The sequence below is a fragment of the Erwinia sp. AC075 genome, assembly GCF_979253995.1.
Window position 1 is genome coordinate 1,836,914 of sequence record NZ_CEEDEU010000001.1, and the last position, 17,551, is coordinate 1,854,464.

Genomic DNA, 17,551 nt, shown 5'->3' on the forward strand with positions numbered 1-17,551 from the left:
TCCCTTCATGGATTATCAACTCGATCTCAACTGCGCAGATTTTATTCAGCGTTACTGGCAGAAACGTCCGGTAGTGCTTAAGCGTGGCTTTAAAAATTTCGTTGACCCAATCTCCCCGGACGAACTGGCCGGGCTGGCGATGGAAAACGAAGTCGACAGCCGTCTGGTCAGCCATCAGGACGGAAAATGGCAGGTCAGCCACGGCCCGTTTGAGAGTTTTGATCACCTTGGTGAGAACAACTGGTCGCTGCTGGTACAGGCTGTCGATCACTGGCACGAGCCGTCTGCCGCGCTGATGCGCCCGTTCAGTTTCCTGCCTGACTGGCGTACCGACGATCTGATGATCTCCTTCTCGGTCCCTGGCGGCGGTGTGGGTCCCCACTTCGATCAGTACGACGTGTTTATTATTCAGGGCACCGGCCGCCGTCGCTGGCGCGTGGGCGATAAGGTGCCGTTAAAACAGCATTGCCCGCACCCTGACCTGCTGCAGGTTGAGCCGTTCGACGCGATCATTGATGAAGAAATGGAGCCCGGCGACATTCTGTATATTCCGCCAGGATTCCCGCATGAAGGCTACTCGCTGGAAAACGCCATCAACTACTCTGTTGGCTTCCGTGCGCCGAGCGGACGTGAACTGATCAGCGGCTTCGCTGACTATGCTATCGCCCGTGAGTTGGGCAGCCACCGCTTCAGCGATCCGGATGTGCCGGCACGTGAACACAAAGCTGAGATCCTGCCCGAAGAACTGGAAGGCATCCGCGCGATGATGATCGACGTGATCAACCAGCCGGAGCAATTCAACCAGTGGTTCGGTGAGTTTATTTCGCAATCGCGCCATGAGCTGGATGTGGCCCCGCCAGAACCGCCGTATCAGCCAGATGAGATTTACGATGCGCTGCAACAGGGTGATAAGTTATCGCGCCTTGGCGGTCTGCGCGTGCTGACCATCGGCTCTGCGGTGTTTGTGAACGGTGAGCAGATGGAATCTCCTCATCATGCAGCCCTGACCGCCATTGCTAACCTGCATCAGCTTGGCGCAGAGGACCTGGCCGAAGCGCTGGACGATCCGTCGTTCCTCGCCCAGCTGGCGGCGCTGGTCAACAGCGGTTACTGGTATTTCAGCGACGAAGAATAGTAGACAGCCCAGAATCTCAGGGCGTCTCAAAGACAAAAAGGCCGATCTCGCATCGGCCTTATTTATTATTTATTTCGCTTTTTCTGCCGTTAGCGCCGCGATGCGCATAATGACCGTCACCGCTTTTTCCATATTATCCAGCGAGGCAAACTCGTGCTTGCCGTGATAGTTATAACCGCCGGTAAACAGGTTCGGGCACGGTAATCCCATAAAGGATAACGCCGCGCCATCGGTGCCGCCGCGGATCGGCTTCACGTCCGGTTCGATATCGCACTCGCGCATCGCCTGCAGCGCCAGTTCGACAATATGTGGATGGGCCTCAACCTTCTCGCGCATATTGAAGTAGCTATCATCAATTTGAACGTCTATGCAGCAACCCGCCTGCAGATTTTTGCTTTGCGTTGCCGCAAGATCCCTTATCAACTGCTTACGTGCGGTGAAGCTTTCAAAATCAAAATCACGGATGATGTAGTGCAGCTCGGCTTTATCCACGCTGCCCTTGATGTTGTGCAGATGGTAAAAACCTTCATAGCCCGACGTGTGTTCCGGCACTTCTTTTTCCGGCATCGCCGCATGGAAGCGCATCGCCAAATCCAGCGCATTCACCATCACGTTTTTAGCGGTGCCGGGATGAACGTTATTGCCGGTAATTTTTACCGTGGCGGAAGCCGCGTTAAAGTTCTCAAATTCGAACTCGCCCATTCCGCCGCCATCCACGGTGTAACCCCATTCCGCGCCAAAGGCCGCTACATCAAAACAGCTGGTGCCTTTACCGATCTCTTCGTCTGGCGTAAAGGCCACGCGGATTTTACCGTGCGGAATATTCCCGGCTTTCAGCCGCGCCAGCGCCGTCATAATTTCGGCAACGCCGGCTTTGTCATCAGCGCCTAACAGGGTTTTACCGTCGGTGGTGATCAGCGTATGGCCAATCAGGCTGTGCAATACCGGGAACATCACGGGCGACAGAATTTCATCGCCGATGCCGAGGGCAATATCGCCGCCGCGATAATTTTCGACGATTTGCGGATTAACGTGTTTCGCGGTGAAGTCCGGCGAGGTGTCCATATGCGAAATAAAGCCAATCGTCGGCACGTCCCAGTCGACATTCGCGGGGAGCGTCGCCATCACAATGCCGTGATCGCTGAGCGTAATGTCGCTGAGCCCCAGGCTTGTCAGCTCCGCCTGCAGCACACGCGCCAGCTGCCACTGTCCTTCGGTGCTCGGCACCTGACGTGCGGCGCCTTTCGATTGCGTGTCATAAGAAACATAGTTTAAGAAGCGATCGAGTAAGTTATTCATCTGCCGTCCCTCTGAATGCGAATGCGTAGTATGTGAAACCTCACCCATCAGAATATTGCTCCAGGTCACTACTGCAGCAAGTTACCCGGCTGTTGTTGCCTTCTGACGGTATTTTAGTGGGTTTTGGGATAGTGGATCAGGCTTTGGAAGTGAACCACCCGATCGGTTTCATTGCGATAGCTGTGCGGACAGTCGGCCTGGAAGCGTAACCCTTCCCCGGTCTGCAAACTGTGCCAGCGATCGTTAACCTGCAGCGCTAGCCTGCCGCTGAGCACGATCACATGTTCAATCACCCCGTGGTCATGGGCCGAAGAGTCGCTGGACGCGCCCGCCGCCAGCTCGACGGCCAACATATCAAATCCCAACTGCGGATCGAAAGGAAACACCGGTGTGACCTGCATATTGCCGCTGTGTTGCTGCCAGCTGGCAATGGAGCCACTGCGTTGCACCTCTGCTGAAGATGGCGGCGTGGTGGCGGTCATAAAAAGTGAAAAAGGGACGTTAAAGCCGGTGGCGATTTTCCACAGCGTGGCCACTGTCGGGCTGGATTCGCCGCGCTCTATCTGCCCGAGCATGGCTTTACTGACGCCAGTCTGCTCCGCCGCCATCGTCAGGCTCCATTCGCGCGACGTTCGCAGTGATTTCAACGTGTGTCCAAGGTCGGGTTCCATCATTCCTCCAGTCAGTCCGGGGCTCAGTATAGCGCTTGTACGTTATAACGCACAGTGGTAGCGTGTGCGTTATAACGTACAAACAGGAACCTGCCATGCGCCCGCCGTTTTCCTTTCAGCATCTGACCTTCCCGGCCGTCGTGGCCGGTTTTGTTGCCGTTCTGGTGGGCTATACCAGTTCAGCGGCGATCATTTTTCAGGCCGCCGGTGCCGCCGGTGCCTCTGAGCTGCAAATCGGTGGCTGGCTAAGTATGCTCGGCCTGGCGATGGGCGTGACGTCACTGGGACTGTCGCTTTACTACCGCGCGCCGATTCTGACCGCCTGGTCAACGCCCGGCGCGGCGTTGCTGGTGACCAGTCTGCCAGGCACGCCGATTGCGCAAGCGATTGGCATCTTCATATTCGCTTCAGGGCTGATTTTCCTGTGCGGCGTGACGGGCCTGTTTGCGCGGCTGATGAACTATATCCCGCAGGCGATTTCTGCCGCGATGCTCGCCGGGATCCTGCTGCGGTTTGGTCTGGATGCCTTTGGCGCGCTGAAGCTTAACTTTCCGCTGACCGCCAGCATGTGTCTGGCGTACCTGCTGGCAAAGCGCTATCTGCCCCGCTATGCCATCGTGCTGACGCTGGTCGCCGGCCTGCTGATCGCCGGGTTCAGCGGTGAGATCCACTTCTCCCATCAGCCGTTGCGCTTTGCCCTGCCGCAATTTATTGCCCCAGAGTTTAGCCTCTCAACGCTGCTCGGCATTGGCATCCCGTTTTTTGTGGTGACCATGGCGTCACAGAATGCGCCGGGCATTGCCACCCTCAAAGCCGCCGGTTACCAGGTACCCATTTCCCCGTTGATGAGTTGGACCGGCCTGGCCTCGCTGCTTCTGGCACCTTTTGGCGGATTCTCGGTGTGTATTGCCGCGATCACCGCCGCGATTTGTATGGGGCCTGATGTGCATCCCGATCCTCAGCGGCGATACTGGGGTGCGGCCTGCGCCGGCTTTTTCTACCTGATGGCAGGATTATTTGGCGCCGCGATTGGACAGTTATTCAGCGCCCTGCCGCCGGCATTGATCCACACCATCGCCGGACTGGCGCTGCTGGGGACCATCGCTGGCAGTTTGCAACGCGCCCTTGCCGACGAGAAACAGCGGGAAGCGGCGGTGATCGCTTTCCTGATCACCGCGTCCGGGCTGAGTTTGCTTGGTGTCGGAGCCGCGTTCTGGGGCCTGGTGGGTGGCGTGATCACCCATCTGATCCTTTCTCTGCCGAAGAAAAAGCCCGTTGAGGTATAGTAGTTATCCCCGAGCGAGTGGTGGCAGCACGATGAAAAAGAAAGACTTTGTGACTCAGGATTTGCTGAGCAAAATCTATCAGCAACACGATCCGGCGCAGCGTAAGCTGCCGCCAGAGCGACAGCTGGCGGAAGAGTATGGCGTGTCGCGCTTTACCATCCGCCAGGCGCTGGAGAAGCTGGTGAGCATTGGCGTGGTCAATGTGGTGCAGGGATCGGGCATCTATATCAGCGAGCGCGCCCGCACCGATCCCCTGGTCTATAACTCGATCACCGAAAAGCGTTTCGACCAGATTGGCTTTAAGCTGATCAGCCTGCATAAAAAACTGCCGGATAAAGACGAACGTCAGGTGTTTGGCCTGGCGGCAGACGCGTGGATTTGGCAGTTTTGCCGGGTACGTTACGTGGATAATGTGCGCACGCAGATTGAGGTTTCGAAACTGCCGGTGGCGGATTTTCCGGATCTCAACCAGCACATTATTGAGAGTTCACTGCAGAAATACGTTTTGAGTCGCGGGTTCCGCATTTCGCATCTGCTGACCAGTTATCAGGCGATTGTGGTCAGTAAAGAGCAGGCAGCGTTGCTCACCTGCAAAAAAGGCATTCCGGCGATGCAGATCAACAGCCGGGGAATTCTGGAAGGCGGCCGCGTATTTGAGATCAGCGAGGTGGTGGATATCCATTACCACTGCACCTACGTCATCCCGTTCAATCACGACAGCCTGACCTTCCGCCAGTCTTCGGGTTAAGGCGTATGCATGGCGCCATTGGGTAAGCGGCTCTGCGTCCATTCATGCGCGCGATACGCTACCGGAAACGCTTCTGCGGCCTGTTGTTCAAAGCCCACCCCAATGCCCGGCCGGTCAATCGGATAGAGATAGCCCTGCTCCGCCTGTGCTGCCTGTGGGAAGACTTTCAGCGTATTGGCACCATACGGATTGAATTCCTGAATCGCGGCGTTATGCAGGTGGATATTCAGATGGGTATTCACCGCCGCGCCAATTGGCGTCATATCCGGCGGCCCATGCCAGGCCAGTCGTACGCCAAATGCCTGACAGAGCACCGCCAGTTTCAGCGCCGGGGTGATTCCGCCCAGTTGAGAGACGTGGCAGCGGATAAAATCAATGCGACGGTTAACCACTAAGTCGTGCCATTCGGCCGGATTGTTAAACAATTCACCCAGCGCCAGCGGCACGCAGGAATGGGCACGCACCTGCTCCAGCCAGCCGGATTGCTGAGGCGAGACAATATCTTCGATAAAGTACGGCTGATAAGGTTCAACGGCTTTAGCAAACTGGATCGCCTGCTGTGGGAACAGGCGTTCGTGGACGTCGTGCAGAATATGGAAGCGATTGCCGTACTTTTCCCGCAGCGCCTTAAACATCGCCACGGTGTTGGCCATATATTCATCCTGATCGTAGTAAGCGCCTGGCGTGGGCTGTCGGGTGCTGTGCATCCCTTCCGGCGTGCCGCCGTAAAAGCCAAGCTGGCAGCGAATATGACGATGACCGTCGGCGAGTAATGTATCGATCTGGGGATAGAGGCCTTCCAGCGTTTCCGCCGACGCGTGGCTGTAAACAGCGATGGCATCTTTCGATTTCCCGCCGAAGAGCTGATAAAGCGGCATACCGGCCAGCTGCCCTTTGATATCCCACAGCGCCATATCCACGCCAGAGACCGCATTGTTGATCACCGGACCATTCCGCCAGTAGGCATTCACCATCATCATCTGCCACAAATCTTCAATGGCATTGGCATCGCGGCCAATCAGCAATGGCTTAAGATAGTCATCCACCATGGTTTTCACCGCCAGTGGGCGTTGCTGGAAGGTTGCGCAGCCATAACCAATGATATTTTTATCGGTGGTCACACGGACCACAATCAAATTATGGCGGTCAGGTTTAGTGATAAAACATTCAATATTTTTAATCAGCGTGGGTGACATTAAAATAGGCTCCGGTCTGGATCAGGTGGTCACTGAAGAGGTTTACCCCGGTTAATGTGCAGTACTATGAAGCTATTTATCGGCTGGCGTAAACCCTTTTTTTCGTCTGTTTTTTTTGGTCTGAAAAGCGTCAATATTATCGCCAAAAACCAGACCAATTATTGATTAGCCTGACTTTTAACGCCTGCTGATGGCGAACTGTGAGCTGAATCAACATTTATTGGTTTGTTTTAGGTTGAGGGTTTCTCTACTATTTCGCCTGGAATATCAGATCGTTTCAGGAGCAGGCTTCATGGGAATTACCGCGACAAGTCAAAAGATAATAGAGCTGGTAGGGGGTGCCGGAAATATAAATAAAGTCTGGCACTGCATGACCCGTCTGCGTTTTGATCTGGTTGATAAGAGCAAAATACGCCAGGCCGATATTAAGGCGTTACCGGGAGTATTAGGCGCACAGATTCAGAGCGATCAGTTTCAGATCATTATCGGGCCGAAGGTCAATGAGTGGTATCAGGCGATTTTGCCTCAGGTGTCGCCGGATGCCGATCGACCAGCCGCCGCGGGAAAAGCCAGAAAAGGGCTGATTTCGCTATTTATGGATACGGTTTCGGGGGTATTTGGTCCGATTGTACCGGCCATCGCGGGTGCCGGGATGATCAAAGGTTTGCTGGCAGGATTGATTGCCCTGAAGGTGATTTCAGCCAGCAGCGATACGGTGGTGGTCATTGATTTGATTGCCAGCGGCGTGTTCTATTTTCTGCCGTTTTTCCTGGCGATTTCAGCCGCGAAGATGTTCAAAACCAACGAGTATCTGGCTGCGGCGGTTGCGGCCTGTCTGATGTATCCCTCGCTGATTGACGCAGCGAAAGCGTTGGCCAGCCATGCACCCGGCGCGGTGGACACCATTTACTTCCTCAACGTGGTGCCGGTATCGGTGTTTAATTACGCCTCCAGCGTGATCCCGATTATTTTCTCTGTGCTGGCGCTCAGTTATATCCATCGTTGGGTCGACCGGTTTATGCCGGACGTACTAAAAACGGTTTTCACCCCGACATTGACGCTGTTTATTGCTGCATTAGTCGCGCTGGTGGTGATTGGACCAATGGGCATCTGGCTGGGCAAGCTGTTGGCCTGGTTTATCGAAGGGTTATTTGGCATTTCGGCAAGCTTCGCGGGTCTGGTGGTCGGTGCCATTCGCCCGGTAGCGATTCTGACGGGAATGCATCACGCCATGACGCCGATTGCGTTGCAGAACTTTACCGATCGCGGCTATGACATGTTGATGCCAATGATGTTTATGGCAAACATGGCGATAGCCGGCGCGACATTCGCTATCTGGCTGCATTGCAAGACGCGTCAGGAGAAGTCCGTGGTGCTTTCTGCAGCGATATCAGCGTTATTGGGGATTACCGAGCCGGCGCTGTTTGGGGTGTTAACGCGTTATAAGAAAGCCTTTATCGCTGCCACCATTGCCAGTTCATTAGCCTCGGCCTTTATCGCCTTCTTCGGCGTGCGGTTATACGGTTATATCCTGTCGAGCATCTTCAGTTTGCCCGCCTACATCGGTCCCTATTTCGTTTTCGCCTTGATGGGCGTGGCGATAGCGTTGGTGTTGTCGTTTACGCTGACGATGTTGTTGGTCAGGAATAAACCATCGGAGAGTGCTGAGCAGGTGGTTGAGAGCGAGGCGTGATGGGGTTTTGGAGTTGAGGTTATGGGTGAGTGCGGTGGCACGGTGTCAGCACAGGTCAAAACCGGTTCCGGGGGTAAGGCGTCAGCATAGAGTGCCTTATCCGAGGCGCCGTAAATACATCCCTGTAGGCTTGGCTGCGGCATCCCTGCCGCAGACACTCGGCTAAGGCACTCTATGCCGCCACCCAATAGCATTGGTGTCGGTGGCTGTATTCGTGGACGCACAGATCAAGACCAGCTCGGTGGCACGGCATTGCTGCAGTGTTTCCCAGACGCACAATTCCAAAGTATGCCGCTGTAAACGGTTTTGACGTGTGCATCCCCATTTAAACAGGTGACACTGAAGCGTCGAGGAAGGGAGAGAAGGTTGATAGCGAGTCTTCGGCGACAGGGATGTCGCCGCTGAGCCCCCAGGGATGGGTTTACGGCGTCTTTGCGTTCAACCTTCTCTCCCTGACCGGGATACCGGGCCGCAAAGACGACTTACCATCCCCCAGCGACAAGCTCAACTGAACCTGCCGCCCGAACACCCAGACGACTTACTCACCCGCCTTCCCCACAGCCCCGGCTAATTACCGCGCGATTTTCGCCAGCAGATTGTGCACAAACTTCGGCACGACTTCACTCGCTAAACCGTAGTCTTTTTCTTCGAACTCACTGCCGACCTGGCTGGGCTCGAGGTTCAGCTCGACGGTATGCGCGCCCTGCAATTTGGCTTCGTGAACGAAACCTGCGGCGGGGTAAACGTGGCCTGATGTTCCGATGGCGACGAAATAGTCGGCCTCGCTCAATGCCGCGTAAATCTCGACCATCTGTAATGGCATCTCGCCAAACCAGACGACGTGGGGACGCAATACTGACGGGAACTGGCAACAATGACAGCGATCTTCTGGCTTAACGTCATCACCCCAATGCAGGATCTGCCCGCTGGTGGCACAACGCACTTTCAGCAACTCACCGTGCATGTGGATCACGTGACTGTTCCCTGCACGCTCATGCAGGTTGTCGATATTCTGCGTCACCAACAGGAAATGATCGCCCAACGCGGCTTCCAGTTCCGCCAGCGCTTCGTGGGCGGCGTTCGGCTGGATCTCCGGCTGTTGCAACTGACGACGGCGGGCATTGTAGAAGTCTTGCACTTTTTGCGGATCGCGCGCAAAACCTTCCGGCGTGGCCACATCTTCGACTTTATGATCTTCCCATAAGCCATCGGCCGCGCGGAAAGTCCGGATACCCGACTCGGCAGAAATACCTGCGCCGGTCAACACCACCACGCGTGGCAATGGATGTTGGGCTATCTCAATATTGCGATCGCGCTCAAAAATACGCTGACGAAAACGCTGGTGCACCTGGCGTCGGGTCTTCTTGTATCGCGCCAGACGCAGTCGGCGACGGGGAGTTCGCATCATAATTTCTCTATTCCTTAACGTGCAGGAATGCGGCACCGCGCATTCCACCTGCGTCTCCGTGACGCGCCTTTTCAAACCTCGGTGGTTTGGCAACCGGCAGCAGATGAGGGCTTACCTTCTCTGCCAGGCCGTCATACAGCGCGTCGAAATTGGACAATCCCCCCCCCAGTACCACCAGATGCGGGTCTACCAGCGTCAGCAGGTTACCCAGACAAACGGCCAGCAACTCCCGGTATCGGTCGGTATGGGCGATGGCTTGCGGATCTCCCTGATAATAGCGGGAGATAATCTCGGGTGCACTGAGAGCCTGCTGATTATGCAGCTGCCAGAGGCGGGAAAATCCCGAGCCCGACAGCCAGGAGTCAATGCACCCCGTCTTGCCACAGCCACATCGCGGCTGCACTACGTTTTGTCCCAGCACGTCCAGCGCATCAATCGGCAAACGCGTGTGGCCAAACTCGCCCACCACGTAATTGCGCCCGGTTAACGGCTTGCCGTCAACAATCAGTCCGCCGCCAACGCCAGTGCCAAGGATCAGCCCCATCACCACCGGATAGGCCTGAAACTCTTCATCCCAGGCTTCCGAGAGGGCAAAACAGTTGGCATCGTTATCGATGCGCACATCGCGACCCAGCCGTTGCGAGAGATCGGCCTGCAAGGTTCTGCCCGTCGCGGCGGGCACGTTGGCGGTAAACAGCGTGCCATCGTCCGGCACCGGGATCCCCGGCACGCCAATGCCCACGCTGCCCCGTTGACCACAAAAGGCATCGGCTTCTTCCGTTAGCGCAACCAGCAGATCCACCAGCGCCTGATAGTCGTCTTTTGGCGTGACGACCCGCTTAGTCCAGACCTGCTGAAGCTGAAGGTTATACACCCCCAGCGCAATCTTGCTGCCGCCAACGTCAAAACCGTAATACATGCTGTTATTGTCCGCTCAGTACACGCGCCGGGTCGATTTTGCTCGCCCGCCGTGCGGGATACCAACTGGCAATCAGACTCAGCACCAGCGAGGTGACCAACACGATAGCCACATCTGACCAGTGCACTTCTGATGGCAGGAAGTCGATAAAGTAGATATCGCCGGACAGGAAATGATAGCCGGTTAAGGTTTCAATTCCGCGAATCAGCGGCGTGAGGTTGAATGCCGCCAGCACGCCAACCACCACGCCACTGACGCTGCCGACCAGCCCGGCCATCAGGCCATACCAGACAAATATAGCGCGGATCAGGCCATCCTTCGCCCCGAGCGTGCGCAATACCGCAATGTCGCCACTCTTATCCTTCACCGCCATCACCAGCGTTGAAACGATGTTGAAACAGGCCACGCCAATCACCAGCACCATCGCCAGATACATAATGGCGCGGATCATCTGGATATCGCGATACATGTAGCCATAGGTGCCAATCCAGCTGCGGATATAGACGTAAGAATGCGTCACTTCACCGGCATCACGCACCAGCTTTTGCGCGGCAAACGGGTCGCTCATCTTCAGCGCAATGCCCGTGACGTTGTCACCCATGCCTAAATATTGCTGCGCATCGCCCAGTGGAACCAATGCCAGGCTGTGATCCAACATGCCGCTGAGCGCTAAAATGCCGCTCACCTGCAAACGTACGCGCTTCGGTTGCAGCAGCTTATGCTCGGGATCGCTGTTGGGGATCATGATGGTCAACCAGTCGCCCTGCTTAACCTTCAGGCTGGTCGCCACGCCCTGACCAAGAATGATTTGCTGTTTGCCGGCGCTGAAACTCTGCCAGGCATTGTTCTGCACATACTTCGGCAACGCGCTCAGGTTGTTTTCCTGCTGAGGATCGACGCCCTTCACCTGAACCGCCTGCAGCTTCGCGCCGCTTTCAATCAGCCCGGTGAAGTTGATGTACGGTGCAGCCGCAGCGATGCCTTTCACCTGCTCCACCTTCGGCAGCAGTTGCTGCCAGCCGGTAAAGGGCTGATTGACCGGCTCGATTTCGCCATGCGGCACTACCGCCAGGATACGGTTATTCAGCTCGCGCTCGAAACCGTTCATCGCACTCAGACCCACGATCAGTACCGCCACGCCCAGCGCAATACCGACGGTGGAAATCACCGAGATCAACGACACCATGCCGCTACGGCGACGCCCACGGCTGAACCGCAGGCCAAGAAGAAGAGAAAGATTGCCCGCCATTACGCCTTCCCTGCCAGTAACACGTCTCCGCTTAGCTGGCCGTCACGCATCTCCATCTGGCGGTTAAGCCGCTTCGCAAGATGTAAATCGTGGGTTACCACCAGGAAAGCCGTGCCCTGACGCACGTTCAGTTCGCCCAGCAGATCGAAAATGGCATCCGCGTTGCGGGCATCCAGATTACCGGTGGGCTCATCCGCCAGCACCAGGCGCGGATTGTTCACCAGCGCACGGGCGATGGCCACACGCTGACGCTCGCCGCCGGAAAGCTCGGACGGACGGTGTTTCGCACGCTTATCCAGACCCACGGCCGTCAGCATCTCCATCGCTTTGGCTTCGGCCTCGGCTTTGCCCACTTTGCCAATCAGCAGCGGCATCGCCACGTTTTCCATCGCCGTAAAGTCCGGCAACAGATGGTGGAACTGGTAAATAAAGCCCAGCTCGCGGTTACGCAGTTCAGCCTTCGCCGAGGAGCTCATGCCGTTAAGGGATTTGCCGTTAAACACCACATCGCCAGAGGTGGGCGTATCCAGCCCGCCCAGCAGATGCATCAGGGTGCTTTTACCGGAGCCGGAGCTGCCGACAATCGCCATCATCTCGCCAGGGGCCACGCTGAAGGAGACATTGCGCAGCACATCCGTCTGGACGCTGCCTTCCTGATAGCGTTTGCACAGGTCATTGCACTGCAACAGAATCGGGTTACTCATAACGTAAAGCCTCAGCGGGTTGTACGGCGGCGGCGCGCCATGAAGGATACAGCGTGGAAAGCAGCGCCACGACCATCGCCGTTACCACAATGGTGATCACTTGCGGAATGGAAATTTCTACCGGCAGCGCCGCGCCATCAAGGAACGCGCCAATCAACGGCATCAGGTTATTCAGCTGGCTGGCTAACAGCACGCCGAGCAGCGCGCCCAGCACCGAGCCGACAATGCCTGCGGTGGCACCCTGCACCATAAACACCATCACAATTTGCCGGCGGGTTAAGCCCTGGGTTTGCAGGATCGCCACTTCGCCCTGCTTCTCCATGATCAGCAGTCCCAGCGAGGTGATGATGTTAAAGGCTGCCACGGCGACGATCAGGCTCAGCAGCAGGCCCATCATGTTTTTCTCCATGCGCACCGCCTGGAACAGCTCGCCTTTACGCTCGCGCCAGTCTTTCCATACCAACCCTTCCGGCAGCTTTTGCTGGCTGAGGCTGTCAACCTGCAGCGGCTTATCCAGCCACAGACGCCAGCCGGTGATGTTGCCCGCCGGATAACGCATCAGTCTTGAGGCATCCTGCTGATTTACCAGAATCTGATAACCGTCCACCTCACTGTTGGCGGCGAAGGTGCCCACCACGGTAAACAGACGCTGGCTCGGCAAGCGGCCCATCGGCGTGAACTGGCTGGCAGAAGGCACCATCAGACGCAGCTCTTCACCGCGCTTCACGCCCAGCTGGGTCGCCAGCTGTTCACCAATGATCACGTTATATTTGCCGGGTTGCAGATCGGTCTGCTTGACGTTCACCAGATAAGGCGAAAGGGGATCCGGTTCATCCGGGTTGATGCCCAGCATCACGCCTACACCGACGCTGCGGGCGCTTTGCAGCACCACATCCCCGGTGGTCAGCGGCGTAATTTTCTTCGTTCCTTGCAGCTTGAGGCTGTCAGCCGGCAGCTGTTGCGGATTGATCGAGCCTTTGTCGCTGGTAATCAGCGCCTGAGGCATCAAATTGAGGGTGCTCTTCTCGAGCTCATGCTCAAAACCGTTCATCACCGATAACACGGTGACCAGCGCCAGCACGCCAAGCGTGATGCCGATGGCGGAGAGCCAGGAAACAAACCGGCCGAAGCGGTCTGAAGCTCGTCCACGCATATAGCGCAGACCGATAAATAACGCGACAGGTTGATACATGTAATCCGTCTTCTGGCAAAGCGTTGGCAAAAAGTGATCGAAGATAATAAAGGTTAGCCCGGCGTTATGGAACCTCTAAGCCGCTGACTGTGCAGCTTTGTTTTGTCAGCAACGGCAACAATGGCCCTCATCACCGCGATATCGCACAAAAAACAGCCGCTAATTGCTCAATTGTCAGACGTGAATCGGCTTACACTACTATTAACCCCTCTCAAAAAGAGGTAATACGTTAAGTGCAATATCGCCGTAGAGTCAGCCCAGGAGTGGTAAAAATGTCTAAATATCCTAAAGGCAGCATTGTCAGGCACAAAACCGGCGACATTAAAGGCATGGTAGTGAACGTGTTCGAACAGGGCGATTCACCCGCGGGTTACTACGTAAAGTGGGATGACGGCAACCACAGCTATCACGGTGAAAAAGAGCTGATCTGGGCAAACATTGACCGACCTAAGATGCACTACACCCAACAATCGCCGAAATAGAGGTATACTCCGGTTAGCTGAAGGGGAACACGGTTCCCTGCTCTCCATTTTGCGAAGAGACCGTCTGACTGATTATGCCTGAACACATTCGTTACACCCTGCCCGTAAAAGCAGGTGACCAGCGCCAGTTAGGTCAACTGACCGGTGCCGCCTGTGCGGTGGAATGCGCTGAAATCATCGAACGCCATCCTGGCCCGGTGATATTAATCGCCCCCGACATGCAAAATGCCCTCCGCCTGTATGATGAGATCAAACAGTTTACCGACGAGCCGGTGATGAGCCTGGCCGACTGGGAAACGCTGCCTTTTGACAGTTTCTCACCGCATCAGGACATTATTTCCTCACGCCTTTCCACGCTCTACCAGTTGCCGATGATGGAACGCGGTGTGCTGATCCTGCCGGTGAATACGCTGTTGCAGCGGGTTTGTCCGCACAGCTTCCTGCACGGGCACGCGCTGGTGATGAAGAAAGGCCAGCGGCTGTCGCGCGATACCTTGCGCAGCCAGCTTGAACAGGCCGGTTACCGTCACGTCGATCAGGTGATGGAACATGGCGAATACGCCACCCGTGGCGCGCTGCTGGATCTCTATCCGATGGGCAGCGATCAGCCCTACCGCATCGACTTCTTTGATGACGAGATCGACAGCCTGCGCTTGTTCGACGTCGACAGCCAGCGCACGCTGGAAGAGGTTCCGGCGGTCAACCTGCTGCCGGCGCATGAATTCCCGACCGACAAAGCGGCGATTGAGCTGTTCCGCACCCAGTGGCGCGAACATTTCGAGGTGCGCCGCGAGTCCGAACACATCTATCAGCAGGTGAGCAAAGGCACGCTGCCGACCGGCATTGAGTACTGGCAGCCGCTGTTCTTCGATCAGCCGTTACCGGCGCTGTTCAGCTATCTGCCGGAAAACACCCTGCTGGTGAACACCGGCGATCTGGAAGTCAGCGCCGACCGTTTCCTGCTGGATGTCACCTCCCGCTTTGAAAGCCGCCGCGTGGACCCTATGCGCCCGCTGTTGCCGCCAGAAAAGCTCTGGCTGCGCACCGATGAGCTGTTTAGCGAGCTGAAAAACTGGCCGCGCGTGCAGTTGAAAAGCGAAGAGCTGCCGAAGAAAGCCGCTAATACCAACTTGCAGTATCACCCGCTGCCGGATCTGGCGGTGCAGGCGCAGGCCAAAGTGCCGCTGGATACCTTGCGTCGCTTCCTGGAAGCATTCAGCGGCCCGGTAATCTTCTCGGTTGAGAGTGAAGGCCGCCGTGAAGCGCTGCAAGAGTTGCTGGCGCGGATCAAAATTTTGCCTCAGGGCGTGCACACCTTTGCCGAAGCCGAAGCGGCCGGTCACTATCTGATGATTGGTGCCAGCGAAAAAGGCTTCGTCGACGGTTTGCGCCAGCGGGCATTTATCTGCGAAGGCGATCTGCTGGGCGAACGCGTCAGCCGTCGTCGTCAGGACAGCCGCCGCACCATTAACCCTGATGTATTAATCCGTAACCTCGCCGAACTGCGTTCCGGGCAGCCGGTGGTGCACCTCGAGCATGGCGTGGGTCGCTATATCGGGCTGACCACGCTGGAAACCGGCGGTATCACCGCCGAGTACCTGATGCTGACCTACGCCGGTGACGCCAAGCTGTATGTGCCGGTGTCGTCGCTGCACTTGATCAGCCGCTATGCCGGCGGTGCGGATGAGAACGCGCCGCTGCATAAGCTGGGTAGCGATGCCTGGTCACGGGCGCGGCAGAAAGCCGCCGAGAAAGTGCGTGATGTGGCCGCGGAGCTGCTGGACATTTACGCCCAGCGTGAAGCCAAAAGCGGTTTTGCCTTTAAGCACGATCGTGAGCAATATCAGCTTTTCTGTGAGAGTTTCCCGTTCGAAACCACCCCCGACCAGGCGCAGGCAATCAATGCCGTCCTCAGCGATATGTGCCAGCCGCTGGCGATGGATCGTCTGGTGTGCGGCGACGTCGGCTTCGGTAAAACCGAAGTGGCGATGCGAGCTGCCTTCCTCGCGGTGGAAAACCACAAACAGGTTGCGGTGCTGGTGCCGACCACCCTGCTTGCTCAGCAGCATTACGATAACTTCCGCGACCGTTTCGCCAACTGGCCGGTGCGCATTGAGATGCTTTCCCGCTTCCGAACCGCCAAAGAACAAACGGCGATCCTTGAGCAGGCCAGAGAAGGCAAAATCGATATTCTGATTGGCACGCATAAACTGCTGGCCAATGAGATCAAGTGGCGCGATTTGGGGCTGCTGATCGTCGATGAAGAGCACCGCTTCGGCGTGCGTCATAAGGAACGCATTAAAGCGATGCGCGCCGACGTGGATATCCTGACGCTGACCGCCACGCCGATCCCGCGCACGCTGAATATGGCGATGAGCGGCATGCGCGACCTGTCGATTATTGCCACGCCACCGGCACGTCGCCTGGCGGTAAAAACCTTTGTGCGTGAGTTCGACGATCTGGTGGTGCGCGAAGCTATCCTGCGTGAAGTGCTGCGTGGTGGCCAGGTTTACTATCTGTACAACGACGTCGAAAACATCGAGAAAGCGGCTAATCGCCTGTCTGAACTGGTTCCGGAGGCCCGTGTGGCCATCGGCCACGGTCAGATGCGTGAGCGCGAGCTGGAACGGGTGATGAATGATTTCCACCATCAGCGCTTCAACGTGCTGGTGTGTACCACCATCATCGAAACCGGTATCGATATTCCGACCGCCAACACCATCATCATCGAGCGCGCGGACCATTTCGGTCTGGCACAGTTACACCAGTTGCGCGGCCGCGTGGGACGTTCACACCACCAGGCGTATGCCTGGCTGATGACGCCGCATCCGAAAGCGATGACGTCCGATGCGCATAAGCGTCTGGAAGCACTCGCCTCTCTGGAAGATTTGGGCGCCGGGTTTGCGCTGGCGACCCACGATCTGGAAATTCGTGGCGCGGGTGAGCTGTTGGGTGAAGGACAAAGCGGACAGATGGAAACCATTGGCTTCTCGTTGTATATGGAGCTGCTGGAAAATGCCGTTGAGGCGCTGAAAGAAGGCCGCGAACCGTCGCTGGAAGATCTGACCAACAGTCAGACTGACATTGAGTTGCGGATGCCTTCCCTGTTGCCAGATGAGTACATTCCGGATGTGAACACCCGTCTGTCGTTCTACAAACGCATCGCCAGCGCGCAGGAAGAAGGCGAGTTGCAGGATCTGAAAGTCGAACTGATCGACCGCTTTGGCCTGTTGCCGGATGCCGCACGTAATCTGCTGGATACTGCTTCGCTGCGCCTGATGGCGAAGAAAATCGGCATTCGTCGGGTGGAAGCCAGCGACAAAGGCGGCTTTATTGAGTTCGCCGAGAAGAATCTGGCTAATCCAGGCTGGTTGATTGGGTTGTTGCAGAAGGAACCGCAGCACTGGCGACTTGATGGCCCGACCAAAATCAAGTTTATCCGCGACCTGGCTGACCGCAAGTTAAGGATGAAATGGGTCGGTGACTTTATGGCTCAGGTACTGGCGAACGCCGCCTGAGCCTGACTCAGCAATAAAAAAAGCGGCTAATCAGCCGCTTTTTTTCTGTCC

The 17,551-nt window shown here is 56.5% G+C and carries 14 protein-coding genes; 6 read left to right on the forward strand and 8 right to left on the reverse strand.

Features of this window, described 5'->3' with window-relative positions:
* Positions 1-7: 7 nt before the first annotated feature.
* On the forward strand, positions 8-1,135 hold the full coding sequence (locus AC0IXH_RS08580; protein WP_013201710.1) for a ribosomal protein uL16 3-hydroxylase: 1,128 nt from the start codon (positions 8-10) through the stop codon (positions 1,133-1,135).
* Positions 1,136-1,204: 69 nt separating this feature from the next.
* Here the strand turns inward: AC0IXH_RS08580 and pepT are convergent, their stop codons facing one another.
* Positions 1,205-2,434, reverse strand: coding sequence for a peptidase T (gene pepT / locus AC0IXH_RS08585; RefSeq protein WP_013201708.1), 1,230 nt, complete (start codon positions 2,432-2,434; stop codon positions 1,205-1,207).
* Between the two features lie 113 nt (positions 2,435-2,547).
* Entirely contained in the window at positions 2,548-3,105 is a 558-nt protein-coding gene (locus tag AC0IXH_RS08590) for a helix-turn-helix domain-containing protein (protein ID WP_471720332.1), read from the reverse strand.
* A gap of 95 nt (positions 3,106-3,200) precedes the next feature.
* Between AC0IXH_RS08590 and AC0IXH_RS08595 the strand changes: the two genes are divergently transcribed.
* Positions 3,201-4,391, forward strand: coding sequence for a benzoate/H(+) symporter BenE family transporter (locus AC0IXH_RS08595; protein ID WP_013201706.1), 1,191 nt, complete (start codon positions 3,201-3,203; stop codon positions 4,389-4,391).
* Positions 4,392-4,422: 31 nt separating this feature from the next.
* Complete coding sequence (locus tag AC0IXH_RS08600; RefSeq protein WP_471720333.1) at positions 4,423-5,139, forward strand: GntR family transcriptional regulator; 717 nt, start codon at positions 4,423-4,425, stop codon at positions 5,137-5,139.
* Here AC0IXH_RS08600 and AC0IXH_RS08605 read toward each other — a convergent pair.
* Positions 5,136-6,335 (reverse strand): enolase C-terminal domain-like protein, encoded by a 1,200-nt coding sequence (locus AC0IXH_RS08605; RefSeq protein ID WP_013201704.1) that lies wholly within the window; start codon positions 6,333-6,335, stop codon positions 5,136-5,138. The genes AC0IXH_RS08600 and AC0IXH_RS08605 overlap by 4 nt on opposite strands.
* A gap of 292 nt (positions 6,336-6,627) precedes the next feature.
* Here AC0IXH_RS08605 and AC0IXH_RS08610 point away from each other — a divergent pair, with 292 nt between their 5' ends.
* Positions 6,628-8,028 (forward strand): PTS transporter subunit EIIC, encoded by a 1,401-nt coding sequence (locus AC0IXH_RS08610; RefSeq protein ID WP_346594864.1) that lies wholly within the window; start codon positions 6,628-6,630, stop codon positions 8,026-8,028.
* 571 nt (positions 8,029-8,599) lie between these two features.
* Here AC0IXH_RS08610 and cobB read toward each other — a convergent pair.
* From cobB to lolC, 5 genes are read right to left on the reverse strand one after another with little or no spacing between them, the layout of a single operon-like run.
* A complete protein-coding gene (gene cobB, locus AC0IXH_RS08615; RefSeq protein ID WP_471721138.1) occupies positions 8,600-9,433 on the reverse strand; it encodes a Sir2 family NAD+-dependent deacetylase in 834 nt (277 codons plus the stop codon).
* A 10-nt stretch (positions 9,434-9,443) separates the two neighbouring features.
* Positions 9,444-10,355, reverse strand: coding sequence for an N-acetylglucosamine kinase (gene nagK, locus AC0IXH_RS08620; RefSeq protein WP_471720334.1), 912 nt, complete (start codon positions 10,353-10,355; stop codon positions 9,444-9,446).
* A 4-nt stretch (positions 10,356-10,359) separates the two neighbouring features.
* Complete coding sequence (lolE, locus tag AC0IXH_RS08625) at positions 10,360-11,604, reverse strand: lipoprotein-releasing ABC transporter permease subunit LolE (protein ID WP_013201700.1); 1,245 nt, start codon at positions 11,602-11,604, stop codon at positions 10,360-10,362.
* Positions 11,604-12,308 (reverse strand): lipoprotein-releasing ABC transporter ATP-binding protein LolD, encoded by a 705-nt coding sequence (gene lolD, locus AC0IXH_RS08630; protein ID WP_013201699.1) that lies wholly within the window; start codon positions 12,306-12,308, stop codon positions 11,604-11,606. Before lolD ends, lolE begins: the two co-directional genes overlap by 1 nt.
* Positions 12,301-13,500 (reverse strand): lipoprotein-releasing ABC transporter permease subunit LolC, encoded by a 1,200-nt coding sequence (gene lolC / locus AC0IXH_RS08635; protein ID WP_013201698.1) that lies wholly within the window; start codon positions 13,498-13,500, stop codon positions 12,301-12,303. Before lolC ends, lolD begins: the two co-directional genes overlap by 8 nt.
* Before the next feature lie 272 nt (positions 13,501-13,772).
* On the opposite strand from lolC, the gene AC0IXH_RS08640 reads away from it, so the two are divergent.
* The gene (locus tag AC0IXH_RS08640) at positions 13,773-13,982 is read left to right on the forward strand and encodes a hypothetical protein (protein ID WP_013201697.1); all 210 of its coding nucleotides are present in this window, start codon (positions 13,773-13,775) and stop codon (positions 13,980-13,982) included.
* Positions 13,983-14,056: 74 nt separating this feature from the next.
* A complete protein-coding gene (mfd, locus tag AC0IXH_RS08645; protein WP_346594868.1) occupies positions 14,057-17,500 on the forward strand; it encodes a transcription-repair coupling factor in 3,444 nt (1,147 codons plus the stop codon).
* The last annotated feature ends 51 nt before the right edge of the window (positions 17,501-17,551 follow it).

Coding starts and splice junctions, on each gene's coding strand:
- AC0IXH_RS08595 (WP_013201706.1), top strand. CDS start 3,201: ATGCGCCCGCCGTTTTCCTTTCAGCATCTGACCTTCCCGGCCGTCGTG.
- AC0IXH_RS08600 (WP_471720333.1), top strand. CDS start 4,423: ATGAAAAAGAAAGACTTTGTGACTCAGGATTTGCTGAGCAAAATCTAT.
- AC0IXH_RS08580 (WP_013201710.1), top strand. CDS start 8: ATGGATTATCAACTCGATCTCAACTGCGCAGATTTTATTCAGCGTTAC.
- pepT (WP_013201708.1), bottom strand. CDS start 2,434: ATGAATAACTTACTCGATCGCTTCTTAAACTATGTTTCTTATGACACG.
- AC0IXH_RS08640 (WP_013201697.1), top strand. CDS start 13,773: ATGTCTAAATATCCTAAAGGCAGCATTGTCAGGCACAAAACCGGCGAC.
- AC0IXH_RS08590 (WP_471720332.1), bottom strand. CDS start 3,105: ATGGAACCCGACCTTGGACACACGTTGAAATCACTGCGAACGTCGCGC.
- nagK (WP_471720334.1), bottom strand. CDS start 10,355: ATGTATTACGGTTTTGACGTTGGCGGCAGCAAGATTGCGCTGGGGGTG.
- cobB (WP_471721138.1), bottom strand. CDS start 9,433: ATGCGAACTCCCCGTCGCCGACTGCGTCTGGCGCGATACAAGAAGACC.
- lolD (WP_013201699.1), bottom strand. CDS start 12,308: ATGAGTAACCCGATTCTGTTGCAGTGCAATGACCTGTGCAAACGCTAT.
- AC0IXH_RS08605 (WP_013201704.1), bottom strand. CDS start 6,335: ATGTCACCCACGCTGATTAAAAATATTGAATGTTTTATCACTAAACCT.
- mfd (WP_346594868.1), top strand. CDS start 14,057: ATGCCTGAACACATTCGTTACACCCTGCCCGTAAAAGCAGGTGACCAG.
- lolE (WP_013201700.1), bottom strand. CDS start 11,604: ATGGCGGGCAATCTTTCTCTTCTTCTTGGCCTGCGGTTCAGCCGTGGG.
- lolC (WP_013201698.1), bottom strand. CDS start 13,500: ATGTATCAACCTGTCGCGTTATTTATCGGTCTGCGCTATATGCGTGGA.
- AC0IXH_RS08610 (WP_346594864.1), top strand. CDS start 6,628: ATGGGAATTACCGCGACAAGTCAAAAGATAATAGAGCTGGTAGGGGGT.